Genomic DNA, 12548 nt, shown 5'->3' with positions numbered 1-12548 from the left:
CGCCCCCCCCGCCGCCGATGCCGCGAAGGTGCGGCTGCTGCGCTCGTACGACGCCGCCGCGGAGCCGACCGGTGAGCTGGGTGTACCCGATCCGTACTACGGGGACATCGCCGGCTTCGAGGAGTGTCTGGAGCTGGTGGAGGCGGCGAGCGAAGGGCTGCTCTCCGCCGTACGGGACACGATCGAGGAGGCGGCGGCATGAGCGAGAACGGTACGGGCATCGGGGACGGCACTCGGGCGGTGCGGGCCGGGCTGCCCGACCCGGTCACCTACGAACCGACCTTGCCGGGCCCGGTGTTCGCCGCCCACTACCACCTGCCGGGCGAACCGACCGGCCCGTACACCTATGGCCGGGACGACAATCCGACCTGGACCCATCTGGAACGGGCCATCGGCGAGCTGGAGGCGCCTGGGAAGCCGGTCGAGACCGTCGTCTTCGCCTCCGGGATGGCCGCGATCTCGGCGGTGCTCTTCTCACAGCTCCGGGCCGGCGACACGGTCGTACTGCCGAGCGACGGCTATCAGGCCCTGCCGTTGCTGCGCGAACGTCTTGAGGCGTACGGCGTGACAGTGCGGACGGCGCCGACCGGCGGCGATGCCCAACTCGGTGTTCTCGACGGCGCCCGGCTGCTCTGGATCGAGACTCCGTCCAACCCCGGACTCGATGTCTGCGACATACGGCGGCTGGTACGGGAGGCGCATGCCGCGGGCGTGCTGGTCGCCGTCGACAACACGCTCGCCACACCGCTCGGCCAGCGGCCTCTGGAGCTCGGCGCGGACTTCTCGGTGGCCAGTGACACCAAGGGTATGACGGGCCATGGCGATATCCTGCTCGGCCATGTGACCAGCGCCGATCCTGAGCTGGCGGCGGGAGTACGGCGCTGGCGCAAGGTCGTCGGAGCGATCCCGGGGCCGATGGAAGCCTGGCTCGCGCACCGCTCGCTGGCCACGCTCCAGCTCCGGATCGACCGTCAGTGCGCGAGCGCGCTGGTGCTGGCTCAGGCGCTGCTGGGACGTGACGAGGTGAGCGGGCTGCGCCATCCCGGGCTGCCGAGCGATCCCTCGTATCCCGTCGCCTCGCGGCAGATGCGGCGCTTCGGCTCCGTGGTCTCGTTCGTACTGCCCGACCGGGAATGGGCCGAGCGCTTTCTCGCCGGGCTGCGGCTGGTGGACGACGCGACCAGCTTCGGCGGCGTACGGTCCACGGCCGAGCGGCGCGGCCGGTGGGGAGGCGACGCCGTACCGGAAGGCTTCATCCGGTTCTCCGTCGGCGCCGAGGACGCCGAGGACCTGGTCGCGGATGTGCTGCGCGCCCTGGACGGAGCGGCCTGCTGAAACCTGGCCCGTGGAATGCAGCGTTCACCGGATACGGACGGTCCGAGCCTCCCCCCTCATGGCTCGGACCGTCCCAGGTTCCACGCGCGGAGAACCACTTGCTCAAGGCTAGTTGACTCTGCGTCAGTGTCCAATCACAGTAGCGACAGCAACCTATCGACTTATTTATAGTTGACGGTCCGAAGACGCTGCGGGGGCTGGGCCGTGTCTGCCACATGGCGTCGTTCGCCCGCAGGGCGTCGCGAGCCAGACGGAATGTGGCAGACACGGCCCAGGTACGAGACGGGAGAGCGGGACATGGACCTGGCTCTGCTGCGTACCTTCGTCACCGTGCACCGCGCCGGCTCCTTCACCCGGGCCGCGGCGCTGCTCGGTCTCTCCCAGCCCGCGGTGACCGGCCAGATCAGAACTCTCGAACGGCAGCTCGGCCGCCCGCTCTTTCTGCGCCAGGCCCGCGGCGTGACACCCACGACGATCGGCGACGAACTCGCGCACCGGGCGGCACCGCATCTCGACGCGCTGATCGAGATCGCCGAGACCGGGCTCGACGAGGAGTCCGGCGCCCGGACGCTCCATCTGGCGGGGCCGCCGGAGTTCACATCCGTACGCGCGCTGCCGGCGCTCACCCCGCTCACCGCCCATGGCCTCACACTGCGCGCCTCGTTCTGCGCCAATGCCGAGGAGACCCTGGAAGGGCTGGCCGCCGGACACCATGATCTGGCCATCACCACGGCCCGGCCCCGCGGCGGACTGCTGACGTCGACTCCGCTCTGCGACGAGGAGCATGTGCTGGTCGCCGCGCCACGCTGGGCCGCGCGGCTGGGCCATACGGTCCTGCGCGAGGGCCATGTGGTGCTGGAGCAGCTCCCGGTGGTGGAGGTGCATGAATCGCTGCCGCTCGTCTCCCGCTACTGGGCGTCCGTCTTCGACTCCCCGCCGGCCGCCGCGGGTACGGTGATCGCGCCCGATCTGCGGGCCGTGCTGGAATGCGCGGCGGCGGGCGCGGGACTGGCCGTACTGCCCCGCTATCTCTGCCAGGGCGCACTGGAACGGGGAGAGGTGGTCGCGCTCCTCGATCCGCCGGTGCCTCCGCTGCGCACCTATTTCCTGGTCGTACGCACCGGCACACTCGCGCTGCCGCCGGTCGCGCGGGCGCACGAGTGGCTGCTGCGTGCTGCGGTGGACTGGTGACAGCGGGGCCGACGGGCGTTTCAGAACGGGTGCCACGGGCGAACCTCTTCCCATGACCGAACGGCCCGTGGTCAAGCGCACCGCACGCGCCATCCTGCTCGACGGCGACGACCTGATCCTGATCAAACGCACCAAGCCAGGAGTGGATCCCTACTGGATCACACCGGGCGGCGGCGTCGAGACGACGGACTCCACCGTTGTCGACGCGCTCCACCGCGAAGTCCACGAAGAGCTGGGCGCCAAGATCATCGATGTGGTGCCGTGCTTCGTCGACACCGTGGAACATATCGCCGACGGCGGCGTGACCGGCGTCAAGGTGCAGCACTTCTTCGTCTGCCGGCTGGAGTCGATGGACATCTCCCTGCGGCACGGCCCCGAGATGGACGAGCCCTGCGGGGAGTACGAGATCGTCCGGGTGCCGTTCAGCCGGATCGGGATCGCCGCCGTCCATCTCGTACCGCTCTCGCTGCGGCACTATCTCGACGGCAATATCGAGGGCGTGCGCGCGATGCACGCCCCCGATCTCGGCTGAGGACTCAACTCCGCCCGGCCGGGCTCAGTTGGCAGCGGCCACCAGCTCTTCGAGGGAGTCGTGGCGGATCCGCTCGGACGGGATCCCGGCGCCCTTGAGCGCGTCAAGGCCGCTGCGGATCATCCCGGGCGGACCGGACAGATACGCGTCGTACTCATGCCAGGGACCGTGCTCGCGCACCGCCTCGGGAAGCTGTCCCGTCAGTCCCAGGGTGGGCCCCTCCGCGACCACCGGGCGTACGGAGAGCCAGGAATGCTCGCTCTCCAGCCGCAGCATCGTCTCGATGTCGTACAGGTCCTGATCGCTGCGCGCACCGTAGAAGACCTCGACCGGGCGCCGGTGGCCGTGCTCGGCGACATCCTCGACGAGCGCCTTGATGGGCGCGATGCCGGTGCCTCCGCCCAGACAGAGCAGACCGTTGTGGCTGCTGTGGTCCACGATCATCGAGCCGGCGGGCGGCCCGAGACGGAGCACATCGCCGGGACCGGCGTGATGGACCAGGGCATTGGAGACCCAGCCCGCCGGAACGGCCTTGACATGGAAGGAGAGCAGCCCGTCCGGGCGCGGTGCCGAGGCGAAGGAATAGTGCCGCCAGACCCGGGGCCACCACGGCGTCTCCAGGCTGGTGTACTGCCCGGCGAGGAAGGGATACGGCTGGTCGGGCCGGACGGTGACGACGGCGATGTCGGCGGTGCGCAGCTCGTGCGAGACCACTTCGGCCTGCCACCAGGCCGGAGCGTGCAGCTCGTTCTCGGCGGCGGCGTCGATCATGATCTGCGAGATGGTCGTGTACGTCCTGACCCAGGCGCCCTCGGTCTCCTCGTCCCAGATGGTGGAGGCATAGCGGGTCAGCGCGCCGATCAGGGCCTCGCCCACGGCCGGATAGTGCGTCGCCTGGGTGCCGTACTTGCGGTGTCCACGGCCCAACTGGCGCAGATAGCCGGTCAGGACGTCCGGGGTGTCCATGTGCTCGGCGGCGGTGAGCAGCGCCTTGAGGAGGCGGTCGCGCTGGGCGTCCATGGCCGCGGGGAACAGATTGCGCAGATCCGGATGTCGGACGAAGAGCAGCGCGTAGAAGTAGGAGGTGAGCTGGTCGGCGACGGGAGCGACCTCCTCCAGCGTGCGACGGATGAGGATCGCGTCGGGGGACGCGTTGCGGTCCTCCTGGAAGAGAGAGGCCGCGGGTGCGGCGACGGACGGCTGCGTGGCCGGGGCCATCGACGGAGCTTCCGGAGGCAGCACGGCCGATACCGGGGCCTCCTGCGGCAGCGGAGCGGCGGTCCGGAGCGCGGAGGCGCCGGTCTCGGTGTGTCCGGGCTCGGTATGGCCGGTCTCGGGTCCGGTCTCGAAGGCGTCGGGCTGGGTGACACGGGCGTCCATGGCCTGTGGCTCGGAAGCACGCGGCTCCGCGTCCGGCTCCGGTGGCCTCGGCCTGGCGGGTGGCTCGCCGGTCTCCTGTGCGGCCTGGGCGCGCGTCTCGGGAGGCCCTACGGGATCGGGCCGGGCCGCAGCCGGCTGGGCCGGCGTCGGCTGTGTGGGGATCGGCTGAGCAGGGATCGGCCGGGCGGGCACCGGCCGGCCGACAGCGGACCGTACGGCGGCCTCCGCAGCGGCCTGGGAGACAGGTCCCCGCTCTCTGCCCGTCTCTGCCGTGGTGACGGGTCCCTCAGGGACCGGCGGATGCGCGGCCGGTCCGTCACCGTCATGGGATCCCTTGGCGCGCGGGTTGGTACGCGGGCGAAAGGCGTCGGGGACGTCGTCCACCGGTGCCGGAGGGCCGGGGACCGTCTCCGTACGCGCGTCATGCCCCGCGGGTCCCTCACGCGATGGCCGCGTGGGACGCGTGGCGCCGGAACCGACCGGCCGTATGGAGGCAAGTGAGCGGCTCGGCACGCGTATTCGCTCCCGGCCGGCCGACTGCGCCGCCGCACCGCCTGCCGGTCCGCTTGCCGTGCCGGAGTCGGTGCGGCCCTCGGCGCTCGGCGCCCTGCGGGGAGCGAACCAGCCGCCCTTTCCGCCGTCTCCGGAAGTGCCGTTGTCGGCCGACGTGGTGGTCGGAGCGTCCATGGTGTGCCTCGCCTCGAACATCTTTCGGTCGGTCTGCGCACTTCCGCTGGCCCGGAATACGCTAGCAATTCCCCGCTCGACTAGGACTGTTGACAGCCCACATTAGCCTCCGCCGCGCTCCCGTTCCCTGCTGTCGCAGCATGACAGGGAACACCGGCGGATGGGACAAAGAGCGTGAAGTCCGGCCATCCGTACCGGATTTACCGTTACGCTGCATTGCTCCTGTGCCCATTCGCGGTTTCCCGCCGCGTTTCCCACGGCGCCCTCGGGCCAGCGTATTACTGTCCGGAGGCGCCTGAGTCACCGCGCAGGGCATACCAGTTCATAGGCCTCACGCAGATCGCTTCCGCTGTACGTGTGCGTGGCAAGCCCCGACAGATGGTGGTCGGCATTCACCGCCACCGCCCAGGGCACCGCCGCAAAGATCTCGGCGTCCGACATGGAATCACCGTACGCAACGCAGTCGTCCAGGCTTACCCCGAACTCTGCACACAGCCGGTTCGCGATCTCCACTTTGGCCGCCGGGTTGAGAATGCCCGCCCGGTCGACCGGCTCGGTGAAAGGCGGAACCGGCCAGCGTGAACCATGGGCGGCATGCGCGCCCCAGTCCAGCAGGCGTCTGACAAAGAAGTCGGGCGAGAGGGAGATAACGGCACAGTAATCTCCTTGGCTCCGGATATCCGCCCAGACCTCACGTATTCCGGCCAGCCAGGGCGCACCGTCGAAGGCTGCCGATACCTGCTCCATGGTCAGATCGGCCCATAGCGCCCTCGCCTGTACCGCGAACTCGTCCGGCGCCATCCCTCGGGAGAAGAAGTGGCTCTCCAATTCGGCGATCTCGGCACTCAGCCCGAGCTGCCGTGAGATCTCCACAGCAGCGGCCGAACCGCGGATGAGTGTTCCATCGAGGTCGAAGAGATGCAGTCTGCGTACGCTCGCCATGTACGCCGAGGTTAGTACGTACAGTTACTCCCCTCGTCAGACGCCCTTCCGCCGACCGGACGGCACCGTGTTTCACGTGAAACACCTCAAACGGCCCGTCCGCCGGGCCCTCCTGGTCGTCCATGTCGCTACGTCCGTGAGCTGGCTGGGGCTCACGATCGGTCTGCTGACACTCGGCGTGACCGCCTTCCGCACCAGCGACCCCGCCATCACCCAGACCGCTTACCAGGCCATGAAGATCCTCGTCGACTGGCCGATCATCCCGGTGGCCCTGCTCGCGCTGATCAGCGGACTGGTGCTCTCGCTCGGTACGCCCTGGGGTCTGGCCCGGTATCGATGGGTGTGGATCAAGTTCTGGCTCACTCTGATCACCTTCGGTGCGAAGGTCTTCGCCCTGCGGCCAGGCATCCATACAGCCGCGGCCACCGGAATACCGGACAGCAGCCTGGTCGCCGCGCCCACGGTGGCCACCTCCGCCTATCTCTTGATGACCGCGATCTCGGTGCTCAAGCCTTGGGGACTGACCCGGCGCGGGCGCCGCCTTCGGGCTGTACCGACTTCCCGCAAACCGGTGGACGAACGATCACCGGCTCCGACAGCCTGATCCCCATGCCGACATCGCTCTCCGTTCTGCCCATCCGCCGTCTGACCTTGGGTGACCTCATCTCCTGTGCGGATCTCGCCGAGGACCGTGGCTGGGCCCGGGAGGAGCACAGATGGGGGCTGCTGCTGACAGCGGGCACCGGATACGGCATCGATGATCCCGGGGGCAAGGGCCTGGCCGCCGTCTGTGTGATCACCTCGTACGGCTCTTCGGGCGGCGGCCAGGGTCTCGCGGCGATCGGCATGATGCTTGTCGCCGGACGCCATGCCCGGCAGGGGCTCGGACGGCGGCTGATGACTCATGTACTGCGCGAGGCCGGAGGCACGCCGCTCATGCTGCATGCCACGGAGTACGGCCGGCCGCTCTACCGGCAGCTCGGCTTCACCGATATCGGCGGGACCGAGACGGTCCTCGGGCGCTTCCGGTCTCCGGAGACCGCGCCATCGGTGGCGACACGGCCCGCTGCCGCCGGCGATCTGCCGGCGATCGTGCGTCTGGACACCGAGGTCCTCGGGGTCGACCGTACCCATCTGATCGCGCGTCTCCCTGCCTTCGCGGACCGGCTCAGAGTCGCGGAGGACAGCTCCGGGCTCATCGGATACGCGGCGGTCTGGCCCACTCCGGAGGCACATGTGATCGGCCCGCTGGTCGCCGGCGACGAGGAGACCGCGAAAGCGCTGATCTGCTCCTTGGTCGCTTCGCTGGGCCCCGACCTCGATCGGCCGGTGCGTACGATGATCGATATACGCCATGAGGAGCTGCTGGCCTGGGTGAAGGAGCACGGTCTGGAGCCGGCGGCCCGTACCACGACGATGGTCCATGGCATCCCGGATCTGCCCGGTGACTGGACCAGGCGGTTCGCGCCGCTGAACCTGGCAACAGGCTGAGTCGCAGGGCGGCCCACCTTCGGCGCCCGGCTCCACAACACGGTCGGGATCGCCTGGAAGCCTCCAGGGCGTCCGCTCCGCCCTCCGGCGTAGTCTGCGGATCATGAGCGACCTGGAGATACGGCCCGCGGCCCCAGACGACCTTCCCGCCATCGTGGCGATGCTCGCGGACGACCCGCTGGGCGCCCAGCGCGAGTCCCCGGACGACCTCGGCCCGTATACCGCGGCCTATGAGCGCCTGGCCCGGGACCCGAACCAGCAGGTGATGGTGGCCGTGCGCGAGGGCCGGGTGGTCGGGACGCTCCAGCTCACCATCGTCCCCGGACTCTCCCGGCGCGGCGCCCTCCGCTCCATCATCGAGGGCGTACGCATCCATGGCGATGAGCGCGGCAGCGGGCTCGGCACTCGGTTCATCGAGTGGGCGATCGATGAATCCCGGCGCCAGGGCTGTCAGTTGGTCCAGCTCACCTCCGACGCGAGCCGCACCGATGCCCATCGCTTCTACGAGCGGCTGGGCTTCACCGCCTCTCATATGGGCTTCAAGCTCCAGCTCTGAACGACGGCTCCACGGCGTCGGAGTCGGAGTCGGAGGGGATCCTAGCGTCCGAGGAGTTCGAGTATCCGCAGAGTCCGCCATACACCGGAAAGCCCACCCTCGCCTGTTTCACGTGAAACATCCGGCTTGTTTCACGGCGTCAGACCGCGCCAGCCTCCCTCGTCCACGCCACCGGGCACATCCGCCTCGGCGTCATACGGCTGACGGGTAAAGACAAACGAACCGAGGTCGAGATGGTCCACCGACCCGTCCGTCCGACGCACCACACGCAAGGTCTCCCCCGCGTAATAGCCGTCAAGCCCCGTCCAGGTGCCGTCCGGCTGCATGACAAAACGTGAGCCGCGCCCACCGCCGCGCAGCGGATGCAGCTCCACACCTTGGTCCGCCTTCAGCTTCAGACCGAAGGCCTGGGTGCCCCAGTACCACGGTCCGGTCAGCTCCAGCAGCCTCTGATCGACCTCCGGCAGCGGACGCCAGGGCTCAGGAATCCGGGGCTCGGCATTCGCGACGATCCCGAGCAGAGCCGCGGCGACCGTCCCGACCGCCGGTCCCGAGGTGGCGTTGGCGAGCACCACCGCTGCTACTCCGTCCTCCACGCCGACCCACAAAGAGGCGACAAAGCCGGGCAGCGACCCCGTATGCCCGGCCAGGCTACGACCGGCCTGGCGAGCCAGTTGCACACCGAGCCCATAGCCACCGTCCCACTGCCCGGCCTCCGGTGGAGCGGACGGCGTCCGCATCTCCCGTACGGACTCCTGGCTCAGGACCTTTACGTCGCCCTCGGCGAGGAACCCGGCGAAGCGGCAGAGATCGGCGGCGGTCGACCAGAGCTGACCGGCCGGGGCCATCAGTCCGAGATCCATGGCGGGCTCGGGCAGCATCACATCCGCCCACGGATGCACGGCCCAGCCTCCGGCGTGCGGGGCGACGGGCTGGGTGGTCGTACGGTTCATGCCCAGCGGCTCCAGAATCTCTCGCCGCAGCACCTCCTCCCAGGACGCGCCCCGTACCGCCTCGATCAGCGAACCGAGCAGCGCGTAGCCCGGGTTGGAGTAGTGGTGACGGCGTCCCTCGGGATGGAGCACGGGCCGCTCGCCGAGGACATCGGAGAGTTCCGGGCGCACCGAGCCCGGTGTCCGCTCCCACCAGGGCGCCGGGCTCTCGGCGGCCAGTCCCGCGGTGTGGCCGAGAAGCTGGGCGACGGTGACCTCGCCCACTCCTGTGCCCGGGAGATGCTTCTCCAGCGGGTCACCGAGATCGAGCAGTCCCTCATCGCGCAGCCGCAGCACCAGTACGGCGGTGAAGGTCTTGGTGATCGACCCGACGCGGTACTGGGTGTCGGCGTCCGGGGCATGCCCCTCCACACAGCTGCGGGAGCCCGTCCAGACCATCCGTCCCTCGCGTGCCACCGCCGCGACCAGCGAGGGAGCGCGTCCCTCGGTCTGCGCGAGGGCGATGCGATGCAGCAGGGCTCGTCGGGTGCCGGGCAGCAGCTCTTCGATGGGTGATGTCATGCCCCACATCTACCGGTGCCGCCTCAGGGAGTCGACCTCATTTCGCGCGGAGCCGAAGAGCCTTCCGCCCGGCTCCGAAGAGCCGATACCGGACGAGTCGACGCGCGTTGCGCGGGGCTTGCGGGCCGGCCCGTATACGTACTCCTACGTACGTCCGAGTCGTACGTCCGAGTCGTATGCCCGGGAAGGCTGACCGTGGATCTTCGCTACTGGCTGCCGCGCGCGGTGGATGTGGCCGAGCAATGGGGCGAGCGGTTCGGTCCCTTCGAGGCGCATTCGGCTCACCAGGTCGGCGACGAGGCGTTCGCCGACGCGTTCGAGCGGTTCGCGAAGCGGATGGAGGACAACTACCCGTTCTTCCATCCCCGTTACGCCGGGCAGATGGTGAAGCCGCCGCATCCCGCCGCCGTCGTCGGCTATCTCACGGCGATGCTGTTCAACCCCAACAACCACGCGGCGGAGGGCGGTCCCGCGACCACCGAGATGGAGCGCGAGTGCATCACCGCGCTGGCCGGGATGTTCGGTCTGCCCGCGCATGTCGGGCATCTGACGACGAGCGGCACGATGGCGAATCTCGAAGCGCTGTATGTGGCCCGTCGGCTGCATCCGGACCGCGGGGTGGCCTACAGCTCGGAATGCCACTACACGCATGAGCGGATGTGCGAGGTCCTGGGCGTCGAGGGCCACCGGGTGGCGGTCGACGCGTACGGCCGCATCGATCTGGACGCCCTGGAGAGCCTGCTGAAGACGGGCCGGGTGGGCACGGTGGTGGTGACGACGGGCACCACCGGGCTGGGCGCCGTGGACCCGGTGCACGAGGTGCTGCCCCTGGCCCGGCGGTACGGGGCACGGGTGCATGTCGACGCGGCGTACGGCGGCTTCTACGCGCTGCTCGGACGGGCCGACGCGCCCGAGGGAATCGACCCCAGGCCCTGGCAGGCGGTGGCGGAGTGCGACTCGGTCGTGGTGGACCCGCACAAACACGGGCTCCAGCCGTACGGCTGCGGCGCGGTGCTGTTCCCCGATCCGCGCGCCGGCCGGCACTTCGCGCACGACTCGCCGTACACCTACTTCACCGACGCCGAGGTGCATCTGGGCGAGATCAGCCTGGAGTGCTCCCGGGCCGGAGCCGCGGCGGCAGGCCTGTGGCTGACTCTTCAGCTCCTCCCGCTGACTCCGGACGGCTTCGGGGCGATCCTCGCGGCCAACCGTCGCGCGGCGCTGCGATGGGCGGATCTGCTGGAGTCGTCGGACGCCCTGGAGCTGTACCAGCGGCCCGATCTCGACATCGTCACCTACTTCCCGACGACCCGGCCGGCCTCGCTGTCCGCCGTCGACGCGGCGTCCGGACGTCTACTGCAAGGCGGCATGACCGCTCATAAGGAGCCGGTCTTCCTGAGTGTGCTCCGTACGGACGCCGAGGCGTTCGTACGCCGGCATCCGCGGATCGTCCGCGACGCCGATGCGGCACGGGTAATGCGCAGTGTCCTGATCAAGCCGGAGGCCGAGCACTATCTCGACCGCCTGCACGCCCGGGTGGAGCAGCTCGCCGTCCGCGGCGAGTAGCGGTAGCGCACGGCCCCCGCACCGCCTTCCGGAGGGAATCGTTGTCCACGTTCGAAAGTCCGCCGCGTGGTGTCCTGGGCCTGGGCCGTCCTGCCAGGCCGGACACCGATGAGCTGGCCGCGCTGCTGGCCGCGGCCTTCCACGACGATCCGCTGACCCGCTGGATCATTCCGGACGACCGGACCCGGGCGGAGTTGCTGCCCGGGCTGTTCCGTATCTTCGTCGACGTCTCGCACGACTACGACGGAGTGGCGCTCTCTCCCTGCGGCGACGCGGTGATGCTGTTTCTGCCGCCAGGTGCCTCGAAGGAGGTGGACGCGCGCGGGGACGAGCTGGAACAGCGGTTCGCCGATGCCCTCGGCGAGTACGCCGGCGCGCTGGGGACCATCGTCGGACTCCAGGCCGAGCGCCATCCTGCCGGTCCTCCGCACTACTACGCCTCGTTCGGGGCGGTCCGCCCGGCGCGGCAGCGGAACGGTCTGCTCTCCGTTCTGCTCCAGGAGCTGGTCGACCGTGCCGACCGGGAGGGCCACCCGGCGTACGCGGAGGCCAGTTCACCCGGTGGTGAGGCGCTCTGTCTCCGGCAGGATTTCGTCCCGCTCGGCGGCGACATCACGCTGCCGAACGGCGGTCCGTCGCTGCGTCCGCTGTGGCGGGACCCGCGGTGAGGGGCGACGAGCACATCCACTTCTGGACCGCGGCGGAGGTGGCGCAAGGCGAGGTGCCACAGCGGCATCTGCCGCATCTGCGCGCGGTTCTGGAGTGGAGCGGAGACTTCCTGGTGTCCGGCCATCCGGAGCTGGGCCGGAGCGGCCCGGTGTGCCCGTACACCCAGCCCTCGCTGCGCAAGCAGCTCTTCCATCTCGCGGTGCCGGCCAGGACGGAGGGCGCGGATCTGTCCTCGGCCGTCGGCTCGCTGCGGGCGTGGTACGAGAAGCTCTCGGCCGGCCTGGACGAGGAGGACCAGGAGCTGCTGACTCTGCTGCTGGTGCTGCCGGGCTTCGACCCGACGGACTCCGGCGAGCTGGACGAGCTCCAGCGCAAGGCCAAGGACGAGTTCGTGGCCGACGGCCTGATGATCGGGCAGTTCCATCCGGTGTGCGAGGAACCGGGCCTGTGGAACTCCCTGTTCCGTCCGCTGCGGGCTCCCGTACCGCTGCTGGCGGTCCGTAAGCTCCTGGTCTTCGATCTGCCGTTCCTGCTCGGCGACGACACGCACATGGACCACTATCTGCGCCGGTTCGCCCCGGACATCCCGGCCCGGGTCCGCGGTCAGTTGGTCAGCCGAGTGGTGTCCTGAGCCACCGCTCCCCGCCCACCACCCCCCACCTACCCGCGTACGACGCACCCACGA

12 protein-coding genes and 1 pseudogene are annotated in these 12548 nt (G+C 69.7%); 10 read left to right on the top strand and 3 right to left on the bottom strand.

Annotation, left to right across the window (positions count from 1 at the left end; translation table 11 throughout):
- From GA0115259_RS01580 to GA0115259_RS01565, 4 genes and pseudogenes are all read left to right on the top strand, one after another.
- Nucleotides 1-202, top strand: a pseudogene (locus tag GA0115259_RS01580) (low molecular weight phosphotyrosine protein phosphatase); the annotation flags it as partial.
- Nucleotides 199-1335 carry a cystathionine gamma-lyase gene (locus GA0115259_RS01575; RefSeq protein WP_093589672.1) on the top strand — a complete coding sequence of 379 codons (1137 nt, stop codon included), beginning with the start codon at nt 199-201 and terminating at the stop codon, nt 1333-1335. The pseudogene GA0115259_RS01580 and the gene GA0115259_RS01575, both read left to right, overlap by 4 nt.
- Before the next feature lie 297 nt (nt 1336-1632).
- Nucleotides 1633-2526, top strand: coding sequence for a LysR family transcriptional regulator (locus GA0115259_RS01570; protein ID WP_093589669.1), 894 nt, complete (start codon nt 1633-1635; stop codon nt 2524-2526).
- Between the two features lie 52 nt (nt 2527-2578).
- Complete coding sequence (locus GA0115259_RS01565) at nt 2579-3058, top strand: NUDIX domain-containing protein (RefSeq protein ID WP_093589666.1); 480 nt, start codon at nt 2579-2581, stop codon at nt 3056-3058.
- A gap of 24 nt (nt 3059-3082) precedes the next feature.
- On the opposite strand, the gene GA0115259_RS01560 is transcribed toward GA0115259_RS01565, so the two are convergent.
- Both GA0115259_RS01560 and GA0115259_RS01555 read right to left on the bottom strand, forming a co-directional pair.
- Nucleotides 3083-4822: a globin domain-containing protein gene (locus GA0115259_RS01560; RefSeq protein WP_370746983.1), complete on the bottom strand. Its 1740-nt coding sequence runs from the start codon at nt 4820-4822 to the stop codon at nt 3083-3085.
- 603 nt (nt 4823-5425) lie between these two features.
- Nucleotides 5426-6067: an HAD family hydrolase gene (locus tag GA0115259_RS01555; protein WP_093589663.1), complete on the bottom strand. Its 642-nt coding sequence runs from the start codon at nt 6065-6067 to the stop codon at nt 5426-5428.
- Nucleotides 6068-6143: 76 nt separating this feature from the next.
- Here GA0115259_RS01555 and GA0115259_RS01550 point away from each other — a divergent pair, with 76 nt between their 5' ends.
- The 3 genes from GA0115259_RS01550 (at nt 6144) to GA0115259_RS01540 (ending at nt 8114) form a co-directional block, all read left to right on the top strand.
- On the top strand, nt 6144-6671 hold the full coding sequence (locus GA0115259_RS01550) for a DUF2269 domain-containing protein (RefSeq protein WP_093589681.1): 528 nt from the start codon (nt 6144-6146) through the stop codon (nt 6669-6671).
- A gap of 5 nt (nt 6672-6676) precedes the next feature.
- Nucleotides 6677-7558, top strand: coding sequence for a GNAT family N-acetyltransferase (locus GA0115259_RS01545; RefSeq protein ID WP_093589660.1), 882 nt, complete (start codon nt 6677-6679; stop codon nt 7556-7558).
- Nucleotides 7559-7661: 103 nt separating this feature from the next.
- Nucleotides 7662-8114: a GNAT family N-acetyltransferase gene (locus GA0115259_RS01540; protein ID WP_093589657.1), complete on the top strand. Its 453-nt coding sequence runs from the start codon at nt 7662-7664 to the stop codon at nt 8112-8114.
- A 131-nt stretch (nt 8115-8245) separates the two neighbouring features.
- On the opposite strand, the gene GA0115259_RS01535 is transcribed toward GA0115259_RS01540, so the two are convergent.
- Nucleotides 8246-9628: a serine hydrolase domain-containing protein gene (locus tag GA0115259_RS01535; RefSeq protein WP_093589678.1), complete on the bottom strand. Its 1383-nt coding sequence runs from the start codon at nt 9626-9628 to the stop codon at nt 8246-8248.
- A gap of 195 nt (nt 9629-9823) precedes the next feature.
- On the opposite strand from GA0115259_RS01535, the gene GA0115259_RS01530 reads away from it, so the two are divergent.
- The 3 genes from GA0115259_RS01530 to GA0115259_RS01520 are packed head-to-tail and all read left to right on the top strand — an operon-like array spanning nt 9824 to nt 12494.
- Complete coding sequence (locus GA0115259_RS01530) at nt 9824-11194, top strand: pyridoxal phosphate-dependent decarboxylase family protein (RefSeq protein WP_093589654.1); 1371 nt, start codon at nt 9824-9826, stop codon at nt 11192-11194.
- A gap of 41 nt (nt 11195-11235) precedes the next feature.
- On the top strand, nt 11236-11862 hold the full coding sequence (locus GA0115259_RS01525; protein WP_237539683.1) for a GNAT family N-acetyltransferase: 627 nt from the start codon (nt 11236-11238) through the stop codon (nt 11860-11862).
- Nucleotides 11859-12494, top strand: coding sequence for a DUF6875 domain-containing protein (locus GA0115259_RS01520; protein WP_093589651.1), 636 nt, complete (start codon nt 11859-11861; stop codon nt 12492-12494). Before GA0115259_RS01525 ends, GA0115259_RS01520 begins: the two co-directional genes overlap by 4 nt.
- Nucleotides 12495-12548: the final 54 nt, after the last annotated feature.

It is taken from the genome of Streptomyces sp. MnatMP-M17, assembly GCF_900091995.1.
Taxonomy (GTDB): domain Bacteria; phylum Actinomycetota; class Actinomycetes; order Streptomycetales; family Streptomycetaceae; genus Streptomyces.
Note: the sequence above shows the minus strand (reverse complement) of the source record. Positions and strands in the feature narration are given on the sequence as shown.